Origin of the sequence: Lederbergia citrea, from assembly GCF_018343525.1 — a bacterium.
Taxonomy (GTDB): Bacteria; Bacillota; Bacilli; order Bacillales; family Bacillaceae_C; genus Lederbergia; species Lederbergia citrea.
On the sequence record NZ_JAGYPH010000001.1, the window covers coordinates 1,747,307 to 1,773,590 of the forward strand.

At 40.1% G+C, this 26,284-nt stretch carries 27 protein-coding genes; 5 read left to right on the forward strand and 22 right to left on the reverse strand.

Annotated features, from left to right (window positions below; all coding sequences use genetic code 11):
* Nucleotides 1–64: 64 nt before the first annotated feature.
* A complete protein-coding gene (locus tag KHA88_RS09050; protein ID WP_213096240.1) occupies nt 65–970 on the forward strand; it encodes an RluA family pseudouridine synthase in 906 nt (301 codons plus the stop codon).
* Between the two features lie 57 nt (nt 971–1,027).
* On the opposite strand, the gene KHA88_RS09055 is transcribed toward KHA88_RS09050, so the two are convergent.
* Complete coding sequence (locus tag KHA88_RS09055) at nt 1,028–1,858, reverse strand: aldo/keto reductase (RefSeq protein ID WP_213096239.1); 831 nt, start codon at nt 1,856–1,858, stop codon at nt 1,028–1,030.
* Nucleotides 1,859–2,029: 171 nt separating this feature from the next.
* Between KHA88_RS09055 and KHA88_RS09060 the strand changes: the two genes are divergently transcribed.
* The 4 genes from KHA88_RS09060 to KHA88_RS09075 all read left to right on the forward strand — a co-directional run bounded on the left by KHA88_RS09060 (nt 2,030) and on the right by KHA88_RS09075 (nt 5,564).
* Nucleotides 2,030–2,653 (forward strand): DUF47 domain-containing protein, encoded by a 624-nt coding sequence (locus KHA88_RS09060; protein WP_213096238.1) that lies wholly within the window; start codon nt 2,030–2,032, stop codon nt 2,651–2,653.
* 14 nt (nt 2,654–2,667) lie between these two features.
* Nucleotides 2,668–3,672, forward strand: a complete 1,005-nt coding sequence (locus KHA88_RS09065; RefSeq protein WP_249305901.1) for an inorganic phosphate transporter — start codon at nt 2,668–2,670, stop codon at nt 3,670–3,672.
* Nucleotides 3,673–3,768: 96 nt separating this feature from the next.
* On the forward strand, nt 3,769–4,161 hold the full coding sequence (locus KHA88_RS09070) for a thiol-disulfide oxidoreductase DCC family protein (protein ID WP_213096237.1): 393 nt from the start codon (nt 3,769–3,771) through the stop codon (nt 4,159–4,161).
* Nucleotides 4,162–4,262: 101 nt separating this feature from the next.
* On the forward strand, nt 4,263–5,564 hold the full coding sequence (locus KHA88_RS09075; protein ID WP_213096236.1) for an NCS2 family permease: 1,302 nt from the start codon (nt 4,263–4,265) through the stop codon (nt 5,562–5,564).
* A 29-nt stretch (nt 5,565–5,593) separates the two neighbouring features.
* Here the strand turns inward: KHA88_RS09075 and KHA88_RS09080 are convergent, their stop codons facing one another.
* The 21 genes from KHA88_RS09080 to KHA88_RS09180 all read right to left on the reverse strand — a co-directional run bounded on the left by KHA88_RS09080 (nt 5,594) and on the right by KHA88_RS09180 (nt 26,255).
* Nucleotides 5,594–7,015, reverse strand: a complete 1,422-nt coding sequence (locus KHA88_RS09080; RefSeq protein WP_213096235.1) for a dihydrolipoyl dehydrogenase family protein — start codon at nt 7,013–7,015, stop codon at nt 5,594–5,596.
* Nucleotides 7,015–8,199 (reverse strand): dihydrolipoamide acetyltransferase family protein, encoded by a 1,185-nt coding sequence (locus KHA88_RS09085; protein WP_213096234.1) that lies wholly within the window; start codon nt 8,197–8,199, stop codon nt 7,015–7,017. The genes KHA88_RS09080 and KHA88_RS09085 overlap by 1 nt, the downstream gene beginning before the upstream one ends.
* Before the next feature lie 20 nt (nt 8,200–8,219).
* Nucleotides 8,220–9,218, reverse strand: a complete 999-nt coding sequence (locus tag KHA88_RS09090) for an alpha-ketoacid dehydrogenase subunit beta (protein WP_213096233.1) — start codon at nt 9,216–9,218, stop codon at nt 8,220–8,222.
* Nucleotides 9,215–10,282 carry a pyruvate dehydrogenase (acetyl-transferring) E1 component subunit alpha gene (gene pdhA, locus KHA88_RS09095; protein ID WP_213097773.1) on the reverse strand — a complete coding sequence of 356 codons (1,068 nt, stop codon included), beginning with the start codon at nt 10,280–10,282 and terminating at the stop codon, nt 9,215–9,217. Before pdhA ends, KHA88_RS09090 begins: the two co-directional genes overlap by 4 nt.
* Nucleotides 10,283–10,444: 162 nt before the next feature.
* Nucleotides 10,445–10,849 carry a thioesterase family protein gene (locus tag KHA88_RS09100; protein WP_213096232.1) on the reverse strand — a complete coding sequence of 135 codons (405 nt, stop codon included), beginning with the start codon at nt 10,847–10,849 and terminating at the stop codon, nt 10,445–10,447.
* Nucleotides 10,850–10,884: 35 nt separating this feature from the next.
* On the reverse strand, nt 10,885–11,682 hold the full coding sequence (locus KHA88_RS09105) for an ABC transporter ATP-binding protein (RefSeq protein ID WP_213096231.1): 798 nt from the start codon (nt 11,680–11,682) through the stop codon (nt 10,885–10,887).
* Nucleotides 11,660–12,709: an ABC transporter permease gene (locus KHA88_RS09110; protein WP_213096230.1), complete on the reverse strand. Its 1,050-nt coding sequence runs from the start codon at nt 12,707–12,709 to the stop codon at nt 11,660–11,662. Before KHA88_RS09110 ends, KHA88_RS09105 begins: the two co-directional genes overlap by 23 nt.
* Nucleotides 12,710–12,726: 17 nt before the next feature.
* Nucleotides 12,727–13,740, reverse strand: coding sequence for an ABC transporter substrate-binding protein (locus KHA88_RS09115; RefSeq protein WP_213096229.1), 1,014 nt, complete (start codon nt 13,738–13,740; stop codon nt 12,727–12,729).
* Between the two features lie 251 nt (nt 13,741–13,991).
* Nucleotides 13,992–14,840 carry a phenylacetic acid degradation operon negative regulatory protein PaaX gene (paaX, locus tag KHA88_RS09120; protein ID WP_213096228.1) on the reverse strand — a complete coding sequence of 283 codons (849 nt, stop codon included), beginning with the start codon at nt 14,838–14,840 and terminating at the stop codon, nt 13,992–13,994.
* 62 nt (nt 14,841–14,902) lie between these two features.
* Nucleotides 14,903–16,102, reverse strand: coding sequence for an acetyl-CoA C-acyltransferase (locus tag KHA88_RS09125; protein ID WP_213097772.1), 1,200 nt, complete (start codon nt 16,100–16,102; stop codon nt 14,903–14,905).
* Nucleotides 16,103–16,117: 15 nt separating this feature from the next.
* Nucleotides 16,118–16,978 (reverse strand): 3-hydroxyacyl-CoA dehydrogenase, encoded by an 861-nt coding sequence (locus tag KHA88_RS09130; RefSeq protein WP_213097771.1) that lies wholly within the window; start codon nt 16,976–16,978, stop codon nt 16,118–16,120.
* 19 nt (nt 16,979–16,997) lie between these two features.
* Complete coding sequence (locus tag KHA88_RS09135) at nt 16,998–17,771, reverse strand: enoyl-CoA hydratase-related protein (protein ID WP_213096227.1); 774 nt, start codon at nt 17,769–17,771, stop codon at nt 16,998–17,000.
* A 33-nt stretch (nt 17,772–17,804) separates the two neighbouring features.
* Nucleotides 17,805–18,110, reverse strand: coding sequence for an EthD family reductase (locus KHA88_RS09140; RefSeq protein ID WP_213096226.1), 306 nt, complete (start codon nt 18,108–18,110; stop codon nt 17,805–17,807).
* 17 nt (nt 18,111–18,127) lie between these two features.
* Nucleotides 18,128–18,604, reverse strand: a complete 477-nt coding sequence (gene paaD / locus KHA88_RS09145) for a 1,2-phenylacetyl-CoA epoxidase subunit PaaD (protein ID WP_249308196.1) — start codon at nt 18,602–18,604, stop codon at nt 18,128–18,130.
* Between the two features lie 27 nt (nt 18,605–18,631).
* Nucleotides 18,632–19,456, reverse strand: coding sequence for a 1,2-phenylacetyl-CoA epoxidase subunit PaaC (gene paaC, locus KHA88_RS09150; protein ID WP_213096225.1), 825 nt, complete (start codon nt 19,454–19,456; stop codon nt 18,632–18,634).
* Nucleotides 19,416–19,805, reverse strand: a complete 390-nt coding sequence (gene paaB, locus KHA88_RS09155; RefSeq protein WP_346728943.1) for a 1,2-phenylacetyl-CoA epoxidase subunit PaaB — start codon at nt 19,803–19,805, stop codon at nt 19,416–19,418. The genes paaC and paaB overlap by 41 nt, the downstream gene beginning before the upstream one ends.
* 25 nt (nt 19,806–19,830) lie before the next feature.
* Nucleotides 19,831–20,772, reverse strand: coding sequence for a 1,2-phenylacetyl-CoA epoxidase subunit PaaA (gene paaA, locus KHA88_RS09160; RefSeq protein ID WP_213096224.1), 942 nt, complete (start codon nt 20,770–20,772; stop codon nt 19,831–19,833).
* 225 nt (nt 20,773–20,997) lie between these two features.
* The gene (gene yhbH / locus KHA88_RS09165) at nt 20,998–22,167 is read right to left on the reverse strand and encodes a sporulation protein YhbH (protein WP_213096223.1); all 1,170 of its coding nucleotides are present in this window, start codon (nt 22,165–22,167) and stop codon (nt 20,998–21,000) included.
* Nucleotides 22,168–22,542: 375 nt separating this feature from the next.
* Nucleotides 22,543–24,438, reverse strand: a complete 1,896-nt coding sequence (locus tag KHA88_RS09170; protein WP_213096222.1) for a PrkA family serine protein kinase — start codon at nt 24,436–24,438, stop codon at nt 22,543–22,545.
* 430 nt (nt 24,439–24,868) lie between these two features.
* The gene (gene trmL, locus KHA88_RS09175) at nt 24,869–25,342 is read right to left on the reverse strand and encodes a tRNA (uridine(34)/cytosine(34)/5-carboxymethylaminomethyluridine(34)-2'-O)-methyltransferase TrmL (protein ID WP_213096221.1); all 474 of its coding nucleotides are present in this window, start codon (nt 25,340–25,342) and stop codon (nt 24,869–24,871) included.
* 49 nt (nt 25,343–25,391) lie between these two features.
* Nucleotides 25,392–26,255 carry an amidase domain-containing protein gene (locus KHA88_RS09180; RefSeq protein ID WP_213096220.1) on the reverse strand — a complete coding sequence of 288 codons (864 nt, stop codon included), beginning with the start codon at nt 26,253–26,255 and terminating at the stop codon, nt 25,392–25,394.
* Nucleotides 26,256–26,284: the final 29 nt, after the last annotated feature.

The window sequence follows — 26,284 nt, forward strand, 5'->3', positions numbered from 1 at the left end:
CCATACGTTCGCATCCAAAAATCATGGGAAAATCAAGAAACTTTTTACGTGGAGGCTTGATGTAATGACAAAACAACCGGATAACGAAAAAATTCAAATTATTATTAATAAGCTATGGTCAGGGACAGCTGTTCAAGATCTGTTTCGCTCTGTATGGCAGGCCCCGAAAAAACTGGTTCACGAGTTAAGGATGGACAAGGCGGTAGAAGTAAATGGAAAGACCGTTAATTGGACTGACTGTTTAGTACCGGACGATATCCTTACAATCTCGCTACCCATTGACAAAATGATGAGGGATCATCCAGCCCCCCTTCCATTTGAAGTTCTTTTTGAAGATGACCATCTGTTAATTGTAAATAAACCTGCTGGAATGGCCACACATCCAAACGAACAAGCAGATATAGATACGCTCGTCAATGCAGTAGCATTTTATTTACAAAAGCATGGGGACATTCGAAAAGTACGCCATGTCCATCGTCTTGACAAGGATACAACTGGAGCAGTCCTATTTGCAAAACATGCTTTGAGCCATGCAGTATTAGATAAGATGCTACTTGAAAGAAAAATCAACCGTACATATTGGGCACTTGCGGAAGGGATCATTCCCTATAAAGAGAAAACCATTAACAAACCAATTGGTGGTGATCGGCACCATCCAACAAGGAGAAGAGTTTCCAAAAGTGGCCAGTCTGCTATTTCACATTTTCGAGTCATTAAAAACTTTCCTATGGAGCAACTAACTTTAATTGAGTGTAAATTAGAGACTGGAAGAACACACCAAATTCGTGTACATCTAAGCGATAGCGGTCATCCTCTTGCAGGCGACATACTATATGGGGGAAATCCAATTTTCCCTCGCCTAGCGCTTCATGCTCGCGAACTATCTTTCAGACATCCATTCACTTTAGAAGAAATGAATGTTGTTGCACCATTTCTAGATAAACCAAGTATTTTTGATCCATATGTGTAGACAATATAAAAGAGAAACCAAATTAATTTAAGGTTCCTCTTTTATATTTTCCCTCTATTAAAAATCAAAATTGTCAGGGTCCGCTCCGATTCTTTCATTTAGATTAAGCGCACTAATATCATTCATTTCACTAAGTGAAAGCTCAAAATCAAATAAATCGGCATTTTCTTTAATTCGCTCTTCACGCACTGATTTTGGAATGATCACTGTTCCATTTTGTAAATGCCAACGCAAAATAATTTGAACACTCGTTTTACCATGTTTAGAAGCAATGTGATTTAATGTAGGTTCTTCGAGCAGTCGTCCCTTTGCAATTGGAGACCAAGCTTCAACAGCGATGCTATGCTCATTACAATATTCTCGCAGCTTTTCCTGAGTTAAACGAGGATGACATTCAATCTGGTTAATAACCGGCTTTTCATTACTATGGGCAGCTAAATCTTCAAGATGATGAATTTGAAAATTACTTACTCCAATAGCCCGAACGAGTTTTTCATCATAAAGTCTCTCAAGTGCTCTCCATGTATCTAAATATTTAGGTTTCACCGGCCAGTGAATTAGGTAAAGGTCTATATAATCCATATTTAACCCTTTCAAGCTCGCTTCAAAAGCTTTTAACGTGGAATCATACCCTTGATCATAATTCCAAACTTTTGTTGTAAGGAAAAGGTCAGCTCGAGCAACTCTAGAATCTTTTATTGCCTCACCGACAACCCTTTCATTTTGATAAATATGCGCTGTGTCGATTGAACGATATCCATAGTCAATTGCATGGTGAATTGCATGTACAGCTTCCTGTCGATCTTCCATTTTGTATACGCCTAATCCTACATATGGCATTTTGATGCCATTGTGTAAAGTGATTGTATCCTGAAGATTTTTAACCAATGCTACCCCATCCTTTGTCTTTTTGTCTTTATTGTACTTATTAACCGCTTACAATAAAAGTATCTTGTTTTTTCGATAAAAAACTTCGACAGAAACTTTCAAGTTTCGCTTATTTAAGATAAAATAAGAACGTTTGGTACAAACAATCATTGTCAATCAGGAGGTCTAACAATGGTCTTTAAGAAAAACAAGAAAGATAAGTTTGCTGTATTGCTTGAGAAGATTGCCGCAAACTTAAAGGAAAGCGCTAATTACTTTGCCGATTATAAACTGGGAAGTAAAGAGGATACGAAAGTATTTGCTGAAAAAATGAAAGAATATGAAAAGCTTGGTGATTCCTATGTTCACGAAATCATCATGGAGCTCAACAATTCGTTCATTACTCCAATTGAGCGCGAAGATATTTTAGCTTTATCAATGATCATGGACGATGTGCTTGATGGTATGGAACATACGGCAGCTTTGTTTGAAATGTATTCTATTGTCAATGCTGATGAGTATATGTATAAATTTGTTGAGGCTATTCGTAAATGTGTAGATGAAATTGACATTTCAATCGGGTTAATTTTTAGTAAGAAACTTCCACAAATTCGACCACACGCGATTAAAATTAAAGAATACGAATCCATGTGTGATGATGTTCTAAGAGAGTGTATCAAGCATCTCTTCACAGTGGAGACTGATCCAATCCGCCTGATCAAATATAAAGAGGTATACGAGGATCTCGAAGAAATTGCGGACAGCTGCCAAGGTGTTGCCAACACACTTGAAAGCATCGTCATGAAAAACGCTTAAGGGAGTCCTTTATAATGGGAATAGATACAGTCTTTCTGATTACACTAATCATTGTCATATTGGCCTTGTCATTTGATTTCATCAATGGTTTCCATGATACGGCAAATGCAATTGCTACCTCGGTTTCAACAAAAGCGCTGAGACCACGTGTGGCCATCGTCATGGCTGCGTTTATGAACTTTCTCGGTGCTATGACTTTTACCGGAGTTGCAAAAACAATTACTAAGGATATTGTTGACCCGTTTACTTTGGATAACGGTACTATCGTAATTATGGCGGCTTTAATTTCGGCTATCGCATGGAACTTAATTACTTGGTATTATGGAATTCCAAGTAGTTCTTCTCACGCGCTAATCGGATCGATTGCAGGAGCCGCAATGGCATCTGCTGGATTCGCTGCTTTAAATTACAAAGGATTCTTTAAAATTCTTCAAGCCTTGATCATTTCACCACTAATCGCTTTTGGATTAGGGTTTACGGTTTATTTTATTTTTAAAATCTTTTTTAAGAATTTGAATTTAGCTAAAACAAATAAACGATTCCGCTACTTTCAAATTTTCACTGCTGCGTTGCAATCATATACCCACGGTACAAACGACGCTCAAAAAGCGATGGGGATTATTACAATGGCCTTGATAGCTAATAATTACCAAACTACAACAGATATCCAACATTGGGTTCAGTTCTCCTGTGCCCTTGCAATGGGAATTGGTACATCTGTAGGTGGCTGGAAAATTATTAAAACCGTCGGCGGTAAAATTATGAAAATCCGCCCAGTCAATGGTGTTGCTGCTGATTTAAGCTCCGCAATCATTATTTTTGGTGCAACATTCATTCACTTGCCCGTCAGTACTACGCATGTAATTTCGTCCTCAATCCTTGGTGTCGGTAGTTCACATAGGGTAAGAGGCGTTAAATGGGATACAGCACAACGGATGATTATTACATGGTTCATTACACTGCCGATTACAGGCACAATTGCTGCCCTCACATACTATGTATTAAATCTATTTATGTAAATAATTTTTGAAAAGGAATCTTCACTATTGGAGATTTCCTTTTTTTATTGGATAATAAGGTAGGAATAATCATTTTTTGACAAAGGAGTTATTCTTATGAATCCTGTGATTCTTTTCGACGGTGACTGCAACTTTTGTGATTCAAGTGTGCAGTTTATTATTAACCGTGATCCTGTTGGATATTTTCATTTCACATCATTACAAAGTGAAATTGGCCAATCTCTATTGATAAAATATAATGTACCACCTCATATGGATAGTATAATCCTAATTGAGGATGGCAAAGTATCTTATAAAACCTCTGCAGCTCTTCGTATTTGCAAGCATTTGAACAGTCCTTGGAAACTGTTCTATATTTTCATCGTTATCCCTGCACCTATTCGAAATCTTCTTTATAATATTATCGCAAAATATCGTTATAAATGGTTTGGAAAGAAACAGAGTTGTATTCTTCCATCACCGAATATTAGAAAAAGATTTCTATCCTAAAAAATAAAATGATTTCCGAAGAAAAATACTTGCCTAACTGATTAAAAACGAATATTATAAGTAATGGATTTGATAATGTTCGCCTTTTGGAGGTTTTTTGTATGTTTAAGCTAAAAGAAAATAACACCAATGTAAAAACGGAACTTGTCGCTGGTCTAACAACCTTCCTAACAATGGTGTACATCGTCGTTGTAAACCCCGTTATTTTAGCGGATGCGGGAGTACCATTCGACCAAGTGTTTACAGCAACAATCATTGCAGCGGTCATTGGTACATTATGGATGGCCCTTGCTGCCAACTATCCAATCGCCATTGCACCAGGTATGGGGATGAACGCTTATTTCGCCTATTCTGTTGTTGGATCACACGGCGGGATTACATATCAAACCGCTTTTGCGGCTGTTTTTGTGGCAGGTGTCATTTTTGTTTTACTTTCCTTAACATCTTTCCGCAAAATATTAATTGAAGCAATTCCTGCAAATTTAAAGCACGGAATTACGGCAGGTATTGGCCTCTTTATTGCTTTTATCGGTCTTAGATTGACTGGAATAATCGTTTCCCATCCTGAAAACCTAGTTAGTTTGGGAAATCTCCATAAGCCTGGCGTGCTGCTTGCGTTGCTTGGACTAGCCGTTACCTTAGTATTAATGGCATTAAGAGTTCATGGGGCATTATTTATCGGAATGATTGTAACCGGGGTTGTTGCCTTTTTCACAGGTCATTTATCCTTTGATCAAGGTTTTGTTAAATTACCACATTTGCCGGAAGGGTTATTGGTAGGCAATCCAATTACTGCCTTTGCAGAAGTTTTCCAACATAGCTTATATGCAGTTGTATTTGCATTTTTGCTCGTAACAATATTTGATACAACCGGAACAATGATTGGAGTTGCCCAACAAGCAGGGCTGATGAAAGGAAACTCGTTGCCACGTGCACGCCAAGCCCTTCTGGCTGATTCAGTCGCGACAACGATTGGTGCAATGTTTGGGACAAGTCCAACGAGCGCTTATATCGAGTCCTCCTCTGGAGTGGCAGCAGGGGGCCGGACAGGATTAACAACAGTTACAGTGTCCATCCTTTTTATCGCCGCGGCTTTCTTTGGTCCACTTGTAAGTTCGGTATCACAGCTTGCAGCCATTACAGCACCCGCCCTTATTATTGTTGGCAGCCTTATGATTGGCGCCGTTTCTAATATTAAGTGGGATGAAATCGATGAAGCTTTCCCTGCTTTTCTGATTATTTTGAGCATGCCGCTCACGTCAAGCATAGCAACAGGAATCGCGCTTGGTTTTGTTTCCTATCCCCTTTTAAAAATTGCAACGGGAAAATGGCGGGAAGTACATCCGATTATCTATTTATTTGCAGTAATGTTCTTCTATCAATTGGCGTTTCTGCCACACTGATTGGAAAAGAACCAAGTCTGACTAGGAAGTCAGACTTGGTTCTTTGTCTTTACAGCTCCCTTTTTGGGTGGTTGGTGGATAGATAGGCCTTTTGTTTGCTCTACAGCTTCTAGTATGGCCTCATTGAAGCTTGGATGTGGATAAAGCGGAAATAGAAAATCTTCGTCCCTTGCTCCCATCTCTAGTCCTAGAACAGCGATCGATATAAGCTCAGCTGCTCCTTCCTCAAATAAATGGACCCCTAGCAAGCGGTCTGTTCCTTCTTCAAAAATTACTTTCATTATGCCTTCCTTGTTTTCTGTAAGGGAAGCATATCCGTTGCCCAACATCGGATAGGTACCGATTTTAACAAAATATCCAGCTGCTATAGCTTCCTCTTCCGTAAAACCTGCAAAAGCAAGCGGAGGATCAGTTTGAATCACTGTGGGAATCCATGTTAGATCCACTTCTCCAGCAATTCCACATGCTCCTTCTGCAGCTGTTTTCCCCTGTCGTATACCTTTTACAGCTAGAAATGGCGCACCTGTTACATCTCCCGCAGCGAATATTTGGTTGGCGCTTGTTTTGCATTGTTTATTAACTAGGAGAAAGTTATTTTCATCTGTTTGAATTCCAAATCGTTCAAGCGTCAGCCCTTCTGTATTACCCTGCCAACTTTCCTCCTGATAAAAGTGAGTTGCTACTAATTTCACTTTTTCTTCCTTCCAATTAACAAAGCTGCATATTCCGCCTTCTTCCCAAGAGATTTTTGAAGCCTCTGGATAATAAGCAATTTTTCTTTTTTTCAGTAGTCTACGTAATTCTTTAGCAATATCACCGTCAAGCTGAAGTCCATTCTTATCTCCTTCAATGATAGAAACATCACTACCTAGTGCACGATAGGCAAATGCAGCCTCAAGCGTTTTATCATTTATTCCCGCCAATACTAAATGTGATGGGATGTCGTTCATATTAAATAAGTTAACAGAGGTGAGCATGTTTTCCTTCTTATTTTCTTTCGATATTGCCCCCGTAGCAATGATTACATGCTCGAAACGTATAATATCAAACTGATGTCCTATTTCCACTCCAATCCTATCCTCATCTAGAAAGGCAGCGGTGCCGTACACTATTTCAATTTTATTAGCCTTACAAAGCGATTCTACCCCTTTACGCAAATTGGCTATGATGCTATTTCGGTGTTCATAAAATGTTTGTAAATCAAATGGCGCTTCAGAAATAGAATATCCGAACATTTCCATCTTCTTGAGACGAGCTTTCTGTTTTGCTGCATGTACGAATGTTTTCGAAGGAATACAGCCTTCATTTAAACAAACCCCTCCAAGCTTGTTTTTCTCAATCAGGAGCACTTCTCTGCCAAGCTGGGCAGCTCGGATGGCAGCTGTGTATCCAGCTGGTCCACCTCCAATGATAACGAGGTCTTTTTCTTGAACGAGTTCACCTACTACCATTACATCAGCTCCACTAACATTCTGGAAGGATTCTCAATCAGTTGGACAAATCTGTTCGTAAAGGCGACCGCCCTTGCCCCATCGGCTACCCGATGATCGAATGACATGGATAAGTTCATCATCGATCTAATGACAATTTCATCATTTACGACTGTCGGACGCTTTTTAGCTTTATGAAATGCAATTAAAGCAGTCTCTGGATAATTGATTATTGGTGTAGCGGCAATGCTCCCCAGTGGACCAACATTGCTTATAGTAAAAGTCCCATCCGTAATATCATTCCGTGTTAAATTATTCTCCTGCGATTTTTTAATTAAGAACTTCATTTTAGTATTAATTTCTTTGATTGTCTTATTTTCAACGTTATGGATGACAGGTACAACGAGTCCTTGTTCTGAATCAACGGCGACTCCGATATTATAATTTTTCTTCAAGCGAATTACTTCATTTTCTTCATCCAGTACTGCATTAAATACAGGAAATTCTTTTAAAGTAAGCTGGACGGCTTTAATGAAAAAAGCAGCAACCGAAATATAATTCCCTTCTTGTTTTAAGTTCTTTGTTAGCTGAAGCAAATTCGTTACATCTGCTTCTTCGAAATGGGTAACATGTGGAATGGTATAAAGTGATTTGGTCATTTTTGCAGCAATTTGTTTTCTTCGGCCTTTAAATGGGATGGTTACATCTTCACCGGATTGGACAGCCTCTGTAGGCTCCGCGGACGTAATTTGTGGTTTCTTTTTGTTAACGTGCCTCAGAACATCTTCATCCAAAATTCTGCCAGCGGGTCCTGTTCCTTCTACTTCTTCAATGTTAACACCAAGATCTCGTGCGATTTTCCTTGTATAAGGAGCGGCCAAGATGATTTTCCCTTTATTTAAAATCGTTGTATCAATAGTTTGTGGTCTTTTCTGATTCGTTTTCATTGGAGGGTCAAATTGGAGTAATTGATCACTTTCAATAGTGAGTAATGTTGTTCCGACAGAGACATTTTCACCAGGTCTAACAATTATTTCTTTTACAACACCTGCTGCGGGAGAAGGAAGTTCTGCAGTCATCTTATCCGTCTGCACTTCGACTAGTGGCTGATCATCCTTAACTCTATCACCTACATTGATAAAATATTGAATAATCTCTCCTTCCGTCATTCCTTCCCCAATATCATGTAATTTTACTTCAACCAAAACCGCTCACCCCTCATCATTTAAAAGTTGACTGCTTTTTCGATTGCATTTTCCACCCGTTCCGGGATTGGCAAATAATGATTTTCCAGTGAGTAAAACGGTACTGGTACATCGAATCCAGTGACTCGTTCAATTGGTGCTTTCAAATATAGAAACGATGTTTCCTGTATGAGCGCAATGATTTCTGCTCCTAGGCCACTTGTCGAATGTGCTTCATGAACAATGACTGCCCGACCAGTTTTTTGAACGGATTCGGCAATCATCTCTCGATCTAGTGGATAAAGTGTTCTTAAGTCAATTACATCACAATTAATCTTGCGATCTTTTACTTTTTTCGCAGCTTTTACTGCAACTGGCACCATTGCACCCCAAGCGAATATAGTAATATCACTGCCCGTCATTACTCTCTTCGCTTTCCCGATTTCAACCAAGTACTTTCCTTCAGGTACATCTTCTCTGAATGACCTATAAGAACGCATAGATTCTAGAAATAATACTGGATCAGGGTCTTCTATACTTGCGATCAATAAACCTTTTGCATCATATGGATTAGATGGACAAACAACTTTAATGCCGGGCATATGAGTAAAAAGCGCCTCGACACTATCTGAGTGAATTTCAGGGGCCCGAATTCCTGCTCCATATGGCGCTCTAATTACGATCGGAACTGTAAAATGGCTTTTTGTTCTCATCCGGATTCTTGTGGCGTGTGTCATAATTTGTTCGAATGCTGGATAAATAAAGCCAAGAAACTGCATCTCAACGATAGGAAGCAAACCATTGACAGCCATTCCGATGGCCGTTCCGACAATCCCGGCTTCACTGAGGGGAGTATCAATAACACGGTGCTCACCAAATTCTTCAAACAAGCCCTCCGTTGCCCTGAATACTCCACCATTTTTTCCGATATCCTCTCCCATAATGAGTACGTCCTTACGTTCTTTCATCATTGTTCTTAGACCATCCGTAACCGCTTGAACGAGCGTCATTTTTTGTGAAACAGGTGTTGACGTACTCATGTATATACACCTCGCAAAAATTCAAAGTATTGATCTTTTTGGTCTTGAATGACCCATGGATTTTCTTCAAAAACATGATCGAATAAATCGTTAGTATCAGGAAGTGGAAATGCCTCCATACCTTTTACAGCCTGCTCAATTTTTTCTGCTTCTTCTTCGTGTAGTTGCTGAGACCATTGTTCATCCCACATCCCTGCTTTTTTCATGTATTTTTCCAGACGCAAAATAGGGTCCTCTGTATCCCGAATGAAATCACTTTTTAACTGATCACGATATTTACTTGGATCATCAGCTGTCGTATGGGCACCGTAACGCCATGTCACTGCTTCAATCAAAGTCGGACCTTCTCCTTTTCGAGCTCGTTCAAGTGCTTTTTTCGTCTCAAAATAAACAGCAAAGACGTCATTGCCATCAAGGCGAATGCCGGGAATGTCATACGCAACAGATTTTTGCGCAATAGTCTTTGAATTCATTTGACGTTCGATTGGGACCGATATTGCATATTGATTATTTTGATTTAAAAATACGACAGGAGCTTTAAAAACACTGGCAAAATTCAGACCTTCATGGAAATCACCTTCAGATGTTGCACCGTCACCAAAGTAAACGATAGCGGCATTACTTGTACCTTTGAATTTTTCAGCCATCGCAGCCCCGGTGGCATGTGGGAGTTGAGTCGCAATTGGAACCGCAGGTGGAAAGATTTTTCTGTCAGGTGGAGGTATACAGCCTTCAATCCTTCCATTCCAATATAGAAATACTGTGGTTAGAGAGTGACCAAAAGTTATTGTAGCGGCATGATCTCGATATGTCGGAAAAAGCCAGTCATCTTTTTGAAGGGCCATTGCACTTCCTACCTGTGCTGCTTCCTGGCCTTCAAAAGGTGCATATGTCCCGAGCCTGTCTTGGCGCTGCAGACTTATGGCTTTTCTATCAAACGTCCGTACTAGAATTAACTGTCGATAAATTTTTTTCACAAATCCTTCATCAAGCTCAGTTTTTATTTCACTGGTTAATAGATTTCCATTACCATCCAAATAACAGATTTTATCAAATTGCAACATCAAAATGCCCTCCTCTACTGTGTTAATGACTCTTAATATCTTATCGGCCAAATAGGGAGATTTTACGAAAATACTGTTATCATTCATTTTTTTCATATGAACAGCTTCAATTGTAAGCGTTTGCATTTATTGCGTTTTTAAAGAATGCCATTCCCTTCTTAACTATTCATCTATTATGGCAGACTTTGCGAGCTTTTCTTTAATATCCTTTTTAGGCAAAATCATTTGTGTTACTTCCCCAACACCAATTAAACCTATATCATTCCAGGCTTCAGTTTTTGTAATAACAATATTATTTTTTGATTTTATCAGTGTTGCTTTTACCGTCACGTTTGTACAGGCAGCAGTAGGGGCGATATGCTTTAAGTTTATCGCCCCTCCGATACCTTCTTCATGATTTTCAAGAAATGGTAATATAATCTGCCTTGACACCCACTCCATATGGTAAACCATTGAAACAGTAGAATACGCTTCATGAACTAGGTTACCTTCAAATTGGGCAAACATATCAGGTGTAACCTTAAAACTGATGGAAGCGGATTGACCAACTTGAATTCCTGGCTTCATGAACAAACACCTCCAAAACATTATCGTGTTTGAAATCATACGGATAGCAAAGCTTTGTCATTTGTCAGCTTTTCACCACGAATTCGCTGAAATTCTGCCATTAGCTTGTCAATAGTCAACTTTTGCTTCTTTTCAGCATTCACTTCCAAGATAATTTGTCCTTTGTCCATCATAATGAGTCGATTACCAAGATCGAGTGCTTGCTGCATATTATGAGTGACCATTAAGGTAGTCAAACGGTCCTTTTCAACAAGCTGCTTTGTTAGATTAGTAATTAATTCCGCCCTTGAAGGATCAAGTGCGGCAGTATGTTCATCCAATAATAATATGGAGGGCTGTGTAAATGTAGCCATCAGTAGGGAAAGTGCCTGTCTCTCACCACCGGACAACATGCCTACTTTCGCATTTAAACGATTTTCAAGATTTAAATGCAAGGTTCCAAGCGATTCCCGGAAATATTCTCGTCGCTTTTTGTCGACACCTTTTCTTAAACCACGTTTCTTATTGCGAGAATAGGCCATTGCCAGGTTTTCTTCAATTGTCATCGAAGGAGCGGTACCTGCCATTGGATCTTGGAATACCCTTCCCATTAACATGGACCGTTTAAATTCAGGAAGTTTGGTCACGTCTTTCCCATCAATAAAAACATTGCCTACATCAGGGGTTAGTGCTCCAGAAATCATATTCATCAAGGTGGATTTTCCTGCCCCGTTGCTGCCGATGACAGTAACGAAATCGCCTGATCCCAGTTCCAGGTTGATTTGATCGAGTGCTATTTTCTCATCAGGTGTCGCTTCGTTAAATACCTTGTTAATCTGTTCGAGCTTTAGCAACGGATGTTCCCTCCTCTTGGCCGGCAAGAGCAATGGCAGCAAGCCGCTCTGCATGTCTTTTTGCTTTTCTTCTTTTTTCTCGATTCTTCTCAAGTATTTGTGGCAAGATCAATGCCAATATAACGATGAAAGCAGTGATTAGTTTCATATCACCTGTATCAAGCAAATCAATTCTAAGTGCAAGTCCAAGAACAATCCTATAAATGATTGCTCCTGCAATGACAGCAATGGTTGTTCGAACAATATTTTTTGTGCCAAAGATTGCTTCTCCAATAATTACGGATGCAAGGCCAATTATAATCATCCCAATACCCATTCCAATATCCGAAAATTTGGCATACTGAGCAATTAAAGCACCTGAAAAAGCGACAAGCGCGTTCGAGATTCCAAGTCCAAGAATAACAAGTGTATCTGTATTTGCCGAAAAACTCCTAATCATCCTTTTGTTATCACCGGTTGCTCTAATTGCTAGGCCAATTTCAGTTTGCAGAAACCAGTCCGCCGCAAATTTAATGAGTAACGTTATGATAAGCATAAGGAATACCGTGCCCCAAGTTGAAGGCAAAAACTGAACGCCTAACATGCTGAAAAATTGATTGATAATCGGATCAATTCCGAGCGAGCCCCAAAATGCGTGAAATTTGCTGAATATGGTTTCCGCATTCAATAACGGGATATTTGGTCGTCCAATCGAATTTTCGGATGTAAAGCCCATAATTCGCAAATTAATCGAATAAAGGGCAATCATCATCAAAATACCAGATAAAAGCGGATTTATTTTTCCTTTCGTATGCAAAAGGCCTGTGATACATCCCGCCATAAAACCGACAATTAAAGCTGCTGCTGTTGCAACTGCCGGGTGATATCCGAAGACAATCATCGTAGCAGCAACAGCGGCACCTGAAACAAAACTTCCATCAACTGTTAAATCTGGGAAATCAAGCACACGAAAGGAGAGATACACTCCTAGCGCCATAATGGCATAGATGATTCCTTGCTCTACGGAGCCAAACACAGCTGAAAACATGCAGAATCATCTCCTATCTATTTACTAAATTCAGCTTTCCATTCATCTTTAATTTCCAATCCAATTGCTTCCGCTGTTTCTTTATTCATCACAAATTTCAGATTTTGCGGAATTTGCACTGGTATATCAGCTGGCTTGATTCCGTCCTTCAGGATTTTCACAGCCATTTGCCCCGCTTCATAGCCGATATCATAATATTCGAAGCCGTACGTAGCCAGACCGCCTCTCTTCACTGAGTCGAATTCCCCAACCATCATTGGAATTTTATTTTCATTAGCAACGGAAACAACTGATTCAAGTGCGGAAACAACAGTATTATCTGTAATAATATACATAGAATCTATTTTACCTAAAAGCGATTCAGTAGCCTGCTTAACATCTGCTGAAGTCGCTACAGGCGCTTCGACAACTTTCATATCCATGTCTTCAAGTAGTTTTTTTACAGAATCAACTTGTGCGCGTGAATTTTGCTCACCCGAGTTAAAAACCATTCCTACATTTTTAGCCCCAAGCTCTTCTTTTAGGAATTTCATTGTATCTGGAATCGCATCTGGATGTGCGTCGATTGTTCCCGTTACGTTTCCACCTGGATTTTCCATAGAATCAACGAGCTCGGCACCGACTGCATCCGTGACAGAAGTAAAAACAATCGGAATATCCTTTGTCGCACTTGCTGCAGCTTGGGCACTAGGTGTCGAGTTAGCAAAAATGAGATCAACATTTTCACTTACGAAGTTAGTTGCAATTGTTGTATTTGCGCTATTATCTCCCTGAGCAATTTGCTTATCATATTCGGCGTCAATTCCTGCATCTTCAAGTGCTTTTTTAAAGCCGTCAAAAGCTGCATTCAATGATGGGTGTTCGACAATTTGCGTATATCCAATTTTAAATTTCTTTGTCTCTTCTTTTTCAACCGGTTCTTTATTGTCATCGCTTGTTCCCGGTGTAGTAGTATTGTTAGTTCCGCATGCCGCTAACAGCAAAGCAGTACTAAAAATAGCCACCGCACTTTTTTTCCAACTCATCTTCATCCATTTTTCCCCCTTAATATGGTTCATCGCCTGTTTTTTTATCGAATATATGGGCAATATTTTATCGTTATGGTACACTGCTTGCGCTAGATAGTCAATAGATTTCAAATGTTTAGAATAATTAAAGCGCTTACAATAAGAATAGGTCAGTGAATGGATTTTTTTGAAGACAAGACGGTTGTTAGTACATTAACGATTTCTGCCTGTCCCTTCAACAATTAAAGGATGTTATGTTGAAAATATCATAGCTCCTACCACTTTTCTTTGAGCACATTTCCTTCATTGAAAATTTGTTCATAAAAAGCTACAGCGGGTCCCTCTAAGTACTTGTAATACTCGCTAAATAATGCTGCAGCCGCATGCCCTTTCCATTTTTCCGGTAAAAGCTCTGCTGGCAATCCTGGATCTATAAACAAAAATTTACGGTATTCATGCACGAGCAATGTTTTCTCTACGAAACACTCTGCTAAGGTTATATTTCCGTTATTAGATTTTACTCTAGCTTCCTTAAACTTTTTATTATAAATATCTATAAAAAGTGTATACTTTTCATTTATTTCGCTTAAATCCCAACAAGCTTCTACTAAACTCTTATTTTCACCCGCACCTTCATATTGCGCAGTAAACAAATGAACATAGTCGGCAAGTTCATATTTTTCGATTAGGTACTCAGCTTCTTTAATTAAGTTATTAGGGGTCAACCAATTGTTTGGTGATAAAGCTCCAAAACCGCTCCAGCTTAACTCTTTTTTTAAATCTTCTCTGACGTTTCTTTTTCCTTCCGGTATGGAATAGAAAAACATACGCCATTTTCCATCCCATTGATCAGGGCTAAGCTTGAAAATTCTCTTTCCGGCTTCTTCCATTCTTGCTTTGCCTCTCGGCGAAAGCCGGTAAAAACTCCGATTTCCATTTTTTTGCGATTCCAGCCATCCTTGTTTGTACATTCTAGAAACCGCTGCTCGGACGGACTGCTCATTATGGCCAAATTCCTTCAGCAGTTTAATCAAGCTGCCTATCCAAATATCATGTTTATCATGGCGGATATAGTCGCCAAAAATAGTAAATATCATCGATCTTGTATTCGGACCGTTTCTCATTTCTCCCCACCTCTTCGTTTTTGGACAAATTAACAATAGATACGAAGAGTAGTATGATCGCTTTATATATTTTCTGCAATTAGCGTGATTCCTTGTCCTACCCCTACACACATTGTCGCCATGCCGGTTTCTACATTCCGTCTTTTCATTTCATGGATTAATGTTGTCAGTATTCTAGCGCCGCTCGCACCAAGCGGATGTCCATATGCGATGGAGCCACCATTTACGTTAACATTTGTTATGTCAAGATTCAGCTTCTCTATACACGCAATCGATTGCGAAGCGAATGCTTCATTCAATTCAACGAGATCGATATCGGCCACACTCATTCCAACTCTAGCTAATGCCTTTTTTGATGCCGGGACAGGACCAATTCCCATAATCGAAGGTTCAACACCTGCGACTGCAGAAGTTTTATATTTTACAAGTGGTATCAATCCTAGCTCTTTCGCTTTTGCTTCGCTCATCATTAATAATGCTGATGCACCGTCATTTACGCCAGATGCATTTCCTGCCGTGACCGTCCCATCCTTAAAAATTGGTCGTAAAGAGGACAGCCTTTCCAATGATGTAGTTGGCCGAGGATGTTCATCCTGCATGAAGATTATTTCATTTCCTTTTTGATCCTTTGTGACAACAGGGATTATTTCCTCTGCAATGACACCCTTTTCAACTGCAGTTTTTGCTCTCATTTGACTCAAGAACGCAAATTGATCTTGATCATTTCTAGAGATTCCGTATTCTTTAGCTATATTTTCAGCTGTTTCTGGCATTGATTCACAACCATATTTTGTTCGCATCTTCTGGTTAATGAAACGCCAGCCAATCGTAGTATCAAGTAAATCTATATTTCCTCTTGGGAAACTAGCTTCAGGCTTGGCCATGACAAACGGCGCCCTTGTCATACTCTCTGTTCCACCAGCTATGAAAATATCTCCTTCACCTGTCATAATTGCCCTAGCTGCATATATAACCGCATCAAGTCCAGAGCCGCAAAGCCGGTTAATGGTTGTTGCAGATGTTTCTACAGGTAAACCTGCCAGCAATGCAGACATTCGTGCAACATTCCGATTATCTTCTCCTGCTTGGTTCGCACATCCCATAATGACATCTTCAATGAGATGTGGTGGCAGTTCGGGATTTCTTTTCAGTAATGCTTTTATTACTGCCGCCCCAATATCATCCGGACGAACATTTTTCAAGGCTCCGTTATATCGCCCAATCGGTGTTCGGACAGCATCGACAATGACTACCGTTTCGATTACAAACCACCTCGCTTACTGTTCACGTCGAGAATAATCATATACGCCTCTGCCTGTTTTTTTTCCAAGTCTCCCGGCTTTTACATATTGAACGAGCAATGGTGCAGGCCGATATTTTTCACCTAAGGTCTCGTGTAAATATGTGAGGTTATTTAGCCGCGTGTCGAGGCCCACTAAGTCCGCCAATTCAAACGGTCCCATTGGATAATTCAGCCCAAGTTTTATCGCTTTATCAATTTCTTCTGCGGATGCCACCCCCTCTTGCAGCATAAAGAACGCCTCATTGCCTACCAAGGCACTGATTCTACTTGTCACAAAACCGGGGAACTCATTTACAACGACCGTTTCCTTTCCCATTCGTTCTGCAACATCTTTTACAATCGAGACTGTTTCTGTTGAAGTTTCAAGTCCTCGAATAATTTCAACGAGCGGCATTTTATGGACAGGATTAAAAAAATGCATCGCAATCACTTTTTCGGGACGCCTTGTACATGATCCGATTTCAGTGGGGCTCATGGTCGATGTGTTCGTTGCAAGGATGCATTGACTTTTTGCACATGCATCCATTTTTTCAAAGACTGCCTTTTTTATCTCAAATCTTTCTGGAACTGCTTCAATGGCCAAATCAGCATGGTTCATGGCGTCTTCCATATTAAACGAAAAATGAATTCTTTGTTTAGTTTCATATATTTGTTCTGCATTTAGCTTTCCGCGTTGTAACGCCTTTTGAAACAATTCCTCAATCTCGTTTTTTGCATTTTCCAAGTTCATATGATCGACATCGAATACATTGACTTGAAAGCCGCCCACGGCTGATACATACGCGATACCTCTACCCATTATTCCTGAACCAATGACAGTAATATGCTGCATCACCATCCCCCTTACAAAGCAATTATCTTCCTTGAAATTGTGGCGGTCGCTTTTCCAAAAATGCTTTAACTCCTTCCTGATGATCTGCTGTTAAGCCAGCAACCCTTTGGAGATATGCTTCCTGTTCGAGCGTTGCAGAAAGTGGTCTCTCCCATGATTCGAGTAAATTCTTCTTAATTAGAGCCATTGCTTTTGTCGGCATGAAAGCCAGTCGCTCCGTAAAAGCAGTGATTTCAGCCTCCCATTTTTCAGTTGGGATAAGCTTTGTTGCCAGTCCCAGCATTTTTGCCTCCTCAGCTCTAATCTTTTCTCCAAGCATCATTAACTCCATTGCTTTTGCATGTCCGACCATTCGCGGCAAGTAATAAAAATTTCCAGAATCCGGGATAAGTCCGACATGGATGAAGGCGTTTAAGAAACTGGCCTTATCTGATACAAGCCGAAAATCTGCCGCAAGGGCAAGGCTGAAACCGGCTCCCGCTGCTGTCCCATTCACAGCAGCAATGATTGGTTTTCCAATTTGGGCCATCTCTTCAATTAATGGATTATAATAGATTTTCAGCAACTCACCATGATCGATCTTTTCATCGACTTCACTCAAATCTTGCCCTGCACAAAAAGCCCTTCCCGTTCCTGTAATCATAATCGCTCTTACTTCTTCTGCTGTTGCGGCCTGCTTCAATGCTTTTAGCAGTTCAATGTTCATCGTTTTATTAAAGGAATTTACTTTCTCAGGACGATTCAAAGTAATTCTTGCTACAGCGTTTTTAGATTCATAAAGAATTGTCTCGTACATATTGGCCTCCATTAATCATCTTTGAAGGAATCTTTAACCATTCACATCTTCACCAAACATAAAGGTGACTAAGTGGCCGGCAAATTTCATCACGTCTTTCCCCGATGCTTTTGATTCATCCGTTTTGGAAGCTTCCTTAAATGCCTCTTTACTGTCATAATACATTTCACACATTAAATAATACGGACTTTCTCCCATCGGTGAACCTGTAAATTTCGTTACTTCCGTCTTCCGAAGACCTGGAATTTTTTCAGTAAGTGGCATGTGGGTACCAAAATAATAATCATCAAATCCCTCAGGATCCTCAGGTTTTTTAAACAGTGCAATCATTTTAAACATTTGTTTTCCCCCTTTATTTACATTAAATCCGATACCGGTCTCATCGCTTCAAACGGATTTTTACAAGACTTGCAATACAGGATGCTCCTGCACGCTGTAGGCCCGAATAAGTTATCTAAAGTTGTGTAATCAGAATTGCAATACGGACATTGTATAGCCCACATGCCGCCATCTTCAAAAACAGGTGGAGGAGCAATCCCGAATTCCTTCAGTTTTTTCTTGCCCTCTTCTGAAATACGGTCAGATGTCCAAGGCGGATGATAGATGAAATCAACTGTTACTTCCTCAACACCAGCGATTCCGACAATTGCTTCATGTACGTGCTGCTTGATGATTTCAAGGGCTGGACAGCCGACAAAAGTTGGAAGTGCCTTTACAAAGACCTTCCCTGAGCATACTGTCACCTCTTCAATCATGCCGAGTTCAATAATACTGACGGATGGAATTTCCGGGTCCTTTACGTGTTGAAGCTTCAAAAGCACTTCATTTTTCAACGATACATCTATAATGGCCACCGCCTTTTACCATACTGCTTGCGGATCGAGATGATATACCTCGCCCAGTGTGGAAATTGCCTGCTCTAAGTCTTTCGTATGCTCACCGATTCGCCCATTGCCACTCTTCATACGACATTGACCCGGGTAAGACATATTTACCGCATCAAAAATTCTCCTCATTTCAGTTTCCCAGCGCTTTTGAAATGATGCTTCATCAATAATGATTCCATGACCCGACATTGCTCCTCCTTTAGGTCCATAATCGAGAACACCGGAAAACTCGTCCCATACCTTTTCAATCGCGGCTTCCATTCTCGCCCTTGCGCTTCCCTTGCCTTCGCAAAGTTGTTCAAACCAAGTACGCCAGTGCATGACGTGATAATACTGCTCCATATTAATATTGATGGCTACATGTACAAGGGGTTCATAGGATGATTGTTTTAAAGCTTCTAGTTTCAACTTTTTATAAACATCATAGAAGTAATGACGAACAACTGCGAATGCCCAGTCAAATCGAGGCTCTTCCAAATACGTGCCAGTTCCGTTTACCAGTTCAAGAAGGACAGCATTCTTACGCTGGAAAGCCTTCCTGGCATGGGCCAACTCGTCTGCATCACCTTCTCCAAGCTCTTCAAGAAGCCGATAATACATTGCTGCATGGCCCATTGTATTTTGATTAATCGATGAAAATGCCACATCTTCTTCAATATGTGGTGCCAACCCAAGCCATTCCGATCCTCTAAATGCGATGAGAAATTCATCGTCCGCGAGCTGGAAGAGCAGTTCCACAAGTGCATTTCTATACTCTTTATTGCTGCTTGCCTCGAGCGCCGAGGTGATTTTTGCCATCAGCATATCCTCCCCAAGACATTATTTCTTTTTCATCCAATATTTGCTGCTCATAATGCCGCCATTTTTTCTTTAAGTAACCATAGCCTTTTGTCGTTCGGTAATCCTTGTTATCGAGCCTTGCCAACGAATCCCGTTCTTCTGGCTTCATCATTCGGATATCTGAGCGCTTCACAATCCATAAATCAACAACTGGTTCACGGCGCATAAAATTTTCCTGGGCCATGATGAATGCCATTTCATGATTCGGTGCCAGCAGGTTGAACTGATGCTGAAAGTCACTTTTATGAGTGCGCTTGCTAAACACTTCAAAAATTTCATAAAAATTACCCGGATGTTCTTTGTCCACGCTCACCATCTCCTTTAATACTTCGCTACCCGAGAGCCTCGCGAACCCATGCATTATTTTCGAATGCAAGCCTCCTAAGCTGCAGTCGACTTTGTGATTTAGGTCCCTGGTTTGAAATGATTTTTTTGAATTCACTCCAATCCGGCTGTCGATACACCCATTCGCCTTTTTCTTCAATAAATTTCAATGTTTCATCGGGTATTTTCAAACCTAAAGATTGGACACGCGGGATGTATTTTGTAAAAAAGTCTTGTCTTAATTGCTCATTCGTTTTTGTTCTGATTTTATATTTGATTGTAATATCTTGCTTAGAGGAACCAGTAGTTGCCGCTGTTGCAGGTCCAAAAAACATGAGTAAGGACGGCCACCACCTGTTAAGCGCATCTTGAATCATCGCATTTTGTTCTTCTGATCCTTCAGCAAGTGCCATGATGATGGATTCCCCGTGCTGAGCATGAAAAACTTCTTCAGCACAAATTCGGTGGAGGGCTCTCGAATACGGTCCATAAGATGCCCCCAGCATATTTGTCTGGGTCATGATCGCCGCACCGTCTACAAGCCAGCCGATTATACCGGCATCTGCCCAAGATGGTGCTTCCATATGAAATACATTATGAAACTTCAAATCTCCATTTAAAAGGTCTGTTATGATATCCTCTCGGTTCTTTCCGAGTGGCTCCATTAAATCCTCCGTAACACGCAAAAGCAGCTGACCATGTCCCATTTCGTCCTGGACTTTCGCCATAATGCCGAGCTTTCTTCGAAGTGAGGGCGCTTTTGGCACCCATTCCTTTTCCGGTAAGGCGCCCATAATTTCACTAATGCCGTGCATAGAGATAAGTTTAATGAGAGCGTGTCTATATTCATCCGGCATCCAATCATCTGCTTCGATTTTCTCACCTGCATTAATTCTTTCCATAAACAACAGAAGCTTCTCTTCATAAGAAAGATCTCCGACCATTTCCATGCTACTATTCTCCTTTCTCATAAATTTGTAAGCGCTCTCCACAGTGACCAAAAAAAGGTAGATTAACGTTCATACTATTATATGACGCGAAATTGTCTGGAATGCAAAATAACGTTATATTAATTCAAAGGATACTGCTCTTTTTTTTATATGTCAACGAATTTTCGGAAAATTCACAAATAAAAATCCGAAAAAATGAATTTTCCGGATTTTTCAGGTAAGGGCTTATGCTAGCTGTCGATCAGTCTCTTTTTTGAAAAAGCTTTTCATTGCATGAAAGACATCGGATTTCTGTTTCAGTATATAGTAATAAAATTTTTCATCTTTAATATTTTTATAAGCTGACATTAATGTTGAATTACGTTGATATTGATTTACTTCACCATAGCCAAACATATTCGATACTTCCATTAGCTCGTTAACCAGTTTAATACATCTTGGATTATCCGAAGTTAGGTTATCGCCGTCAGAGAAATGGAAAGGATAAATGTTAAAGCGGATAGGATCATATTTCTCGTCGATAATTTCAAGCGCTTTTCTATAAACTGAAGAGCAAATTGTTCCTCCACTTTCTCCCTTCGAAAAGAAATCTTCTTCCGATACTACTTTTGCTTCCGTATGATGGGCAATGAATTCAAGAGTAACTGATTCATATTTTGTTCTTAGAAAACGGGTCATCCAGAAGAAAAAGCTGCGTGCCATATATTTTTCCCAAACCCCCATGGAACCACTCGTATCCATCATCGCTAATACAACTGCACTAGACTCTGGTTTTTGAATCTCATTCCAAGTTTTGAACTTCAAATCCTCGGGATAAATTGGATAAAACTTCGGCTCGCCTTTAATCGCATTTCGTTTAAAAGCGGTCATCATCGTCCTTTTTTTATCAATATTGCCTTGTAATCCGGTTTTTCGAATGTCATTATACTCAATATGCTCTATTTGATTCGTATCTTTTTCCTTCCGCTTCAAATTCGGCAATTCAAGTTCTTTGAACAAGGCTTCCTCTAGTTCCATCATTGAAACTTCCGCTTCATAATAATCCTCTCCAGCTTTATCTCCGGCGCCCTGCCCCTTGCCAGGTCCTTTTTGGGCTGAGCCATCCCGAGCAACGACATCTCCAATTTGGCTATCACCATCCCCTTGGCCCACATGTTTATTTTTATCATAATTATAACGAATTTTATATTCATCCAAAGATCTAATAGGAATTTTGACAACGTCCCGTCCGTCAGACATGATGATGCTTTCTTCTGTAATTAAATCTGGTAAATTGCTGCGTATGGCTTCTTGGACTTTTTCTTGATGGCGCTGCTGATCATCATGTCCTTTGCGATGGAGGGACCAATCTTCCTGCGATATCACAAACTGCTGCTGATTTGAATCCGACGACATATAAACGCCCCCCTTAAATTTAATCACCAATTGTTATACTGCTGCATATATTAAGGCGACTGCCATTTTGATTAATGGAAATAAAAATACGTTTGGTAATTACTTTATCTTATGCGATGAAGATAAATTATTTACAAATAATTGAAAGAATTGGACAAAGAAATTCTGCTTGGACAAGTATTAAAAAAGCGCAAGCGCCTTGAAGGAAGAACGTCTAGGCGCCACGTCCTTATGTCTTCGCCGTTATGACCTGCATCCGTGCGGACCTTGAGGGGCTAGGCGCTGGAGCTAGACATGTAGATTTGTTATGCTTTTCAATAAAAAACCTTCTCTGCGGATGAATATACCCGAATGCAGAGAAGGACAACATTTAGATTAACGGTTCAACAGACTGCCTACATAGCGAAGAAGATCATTGGCTGATGTTGAATTATAGCCATGCTCATCAATGAGGCGTGACACAACTTCATTGATTTTTTTCAATTGCTGCTCATCAGGCGTTTTGGAAGATGTAGTAATTTTCACAACATCCTTCAAATCAGCAAACAGTTTTTTCTGAATGGCTTCACGTAATCTGTCATGCGATTTGTAATCAAATCGCTTTCCTTTTCTTGCCAGTGCGGAAATGCGGATCAATATCTCTTCCCTGAACGCTTTTTTTGCGTTTTCTGAAATACCGATTTGCTCCTCGATGGATCTCATCAACTTCTCATCTGGATTGATTTCCTCACCAGTCAACTGATCACGCAGCTTCACCTTATTACAATAAGCCTCTACATTATCAAGATAATTGTCCATCAATGTTTTGGCAGATTCTTCATAAGAGTATACAAATGCTTTTTGAACCTCTTTTTTCGCCATATCGTCATATTCTTTTCGTGCCAGTGAAATAAAGTTTAAATACTTTTCCCTAAGCTCTTGCGTAATGGATGGATGCTGGTCAAGTCCTTCCTTTAAAGACCTCAGCACATCAAGCGCATTGATAGATGTGATTTCCTTACGGATAATCGTTGAGGAGATGCGATTGATTACATACCGCGGGTCAATCCCGCTCATGCCTTCTTCTTGAAACTCCTTTTTCAACTCATCCACATCAGCGGAGTTAAACCCTTCCACATTCTCTCCATCATACAAACGCATTTTTTTCAATAAGTCGATATCGCCTCTTTTTGGTTCTTTCAGTCTTGTTAAAATAGTGAACATTGCAGCAACCCTAAGAGTATGTGGAGCAATATGGACATTAGCAACATCACTTTCACGGATCATTTTTTCATAAATACGCTCTTCCTGTGATACTTTCAAATTGTATGGAACAGGCATGACAATAATCCTTGAATGGAGAGCCTCGTTCTTTTTATTTGCGATAAAGGAGCGGTATTCCGTTTCATTTGTATGGGCAACGACAAGCTCATCCGCCGAGATTAAAGCAAATCGACCCGCTTTAAAATTCCCTTCCTGAGTTAAAGAGAGCAGATGCCATAAAAACTTTTCATCGCATTTTAACATTTCCTGAAATTCCATTAGTCCACGATTCGCTTTATTTAATTCACCATCAAATCGATATGCCCTCGGATCTGATTCTGAACCAAACTCCGCAATGGTAGAAAAATCAATACTACCTGTCAAATCGGCAATATCTTGGGATTTCGGATCTGATGGGCTAAACGTTCCTATCCCGACCCGTTTGTCTTCCGAGAAAAAAATCCGCTCAACGAGCATGTCTTCCATCCGGCCGCCATATTCCTCTTCCAACCTCATTGTGTTAAGTGGGGACAAATTCCCTTCGATTCTAATCCCGTATTCTTCAAAGAAATCTTCCCGTAAGTGCTGGGGAATCAAATGCAGAGGATCTTCGTGCATTGGGCAACCCTTAATCGCATACACGCCGCCATGTTCTGTCCTCGAATAAGATTCTAGTCCTCTTTTCAGCATCGTGACAAGTGTCGATTTCCCTCCACTCACTGGTCCCATTAATAGCAGAATCCGCTTCTTGACATCAAGACGTTTAGCCGACGGATGAAAATATTCCTCGACTAATTTTTCAAGCGCCTCTTCCAGCCCAAACAATTGATGGCTAAAAAAACGATATGTTTTTCTGCCATTCTCCTCCTCAACTCCCGCGTCCTTAATCATATTATAAATGCGCGAGTGGGAGGATTGAGCCACCCATGGCTTTTCTTTCAGTAATTTTAAATAATCTGCGAAAGTTCCTTCCCATTTCAGCTTTTCTTCCTGCGACCGATATTGTTCAATTTTTTTTAAAATATCCATATGGACCTCCCTGGTAGCTTGATGAGAGATAATTATTTAATATTATGCATGTGGACAACTAAACATGATTATTTCGCTCGTTACCATGTCCTATAAGAAAAGATATTCAAAATGTATGGGCTTATTCACTTTCTTGCCATAAACTTATTTTAAAAAAAGGTCATACATTCACATTCAGTAAAAATTGGGCTATAATATGAAAAGGACAATGATCAAAGGAGGCTTACATATATAATGAGAACAATTATAGTTATTGGCGTAAGCATTGCATTTTTGGCTGCCATTTTTACTGCGGGATATGAAGATAAGCCTGGAGTAAATAAAAAATAATATGAACAATAAAAAAACTGCCAACTTGGCAGTTTTTTTATTATCCAGCTATAGCGCCCTTAGCCGTTCATCCTATAACAAGGCGATTTCGCTTTTGTTTTTAATATAGACTCGGATATCCTTGCTGTCGTAAAGCTTCGTACACAAGAATGGCTGCTGCATTTGATAAATTAAGTGAGCGAACGTGATCATTCATTGGAATTCGAAGGCATCTCTCGCGGTATTCTTCGATAATTTCTTTTGGCAGCCCCTTTGTCTCCCTACCGAATATAAAATAATAGTCAGAAGCGGAATCACTATAATTAAAAGTGGTATGCGGTTTTGTGCCAAATTTAGAAAGAAAATAATATTCCCCATGCTTGCTTGCAGCAAAAAAATCATCAATTGAATCATGATATGTGATATTCACATGCTCCCAATAATCAAGGCCGGCACGCTTGAGCATTTTATCTTCTGTTGAAAAACCTAGTGGACGAATTAAATGCAAAGCTGTGCCCGTCGCTGCACATGTTCTTGCGATATTTCCTGTATTTGCCGGTATCTCTGGCTGATATAAAACTACATGGATTGGCACTCGTATTCACCTCGTTAATCTCTATACCGTGTCATTATACATCAAAAGCTTATGCGTCATCTATTGTAAACATTTTGTATTTAATGTTCGGGGTGTAGGCGCTGGAATCTTCATAGGCCCAATACCTCATTCTACTATTATACGTATGGGCATTTACAAGCGGCATCCCTGCAGCATCTTTTCCAGTTACGATTGTATTGTGGTCGAAACGACCATCTCCTTGGAAATCATAGCAAATAACGTCACCGAGCTTAAGTACTTGCGGGTCATGCACTTCTATCGCCTTCAGCCCGGCTTTTGAAGATTGCAAATAATTTTTCAAGGAATTTGCCACAGCCCAACTATAGCTCCAGTTGCTATATTGATGCCACCATCCTTTACCTCGATTAGGCTGTCCCCTCATTGGAGCACCCCCTTGGTGCAAACACTGAGAAATAAAGTTCGTACAATCCACCTGAAATTTTTTATAAGCTGGATTATAGTCATTCCACCATCTCTCCGCATACCGAACCGCTTTTAGCCGATCATAATTGAATGCCCGCGTCTCTTCCTGGAGCTCTTCATCGGTTGTAAATTCCGAGGGATCGTCCTCCGGGAAAATAACGGGCAGCTCGACATCTTCAAACACTCCACCTTTATAAAATAAAGCTTTACGATGTTCAACTTCTTCTTCCACATACATTGAACCAAATTGATTAATCAAATACTTCAAATGTACGTCATAATAAAGGACATCGTGTTCATCCGCCCGCTCTTTAGTTAAAATTTTTCCAGTTGCCATAACCTTTACAACTTCTGCTTCCCTATCCGCTAGCGATTCAAGTTTTCTTATTATTTTTTCTTCTTTTGTCTTCCTTCTACCTAAAAATTGTTCTGTCCGCTCTTCAAGTTTGTCAGCCAATTGTTTTTTCACGGTATCCCTCCTCTCCCGATATATATGCG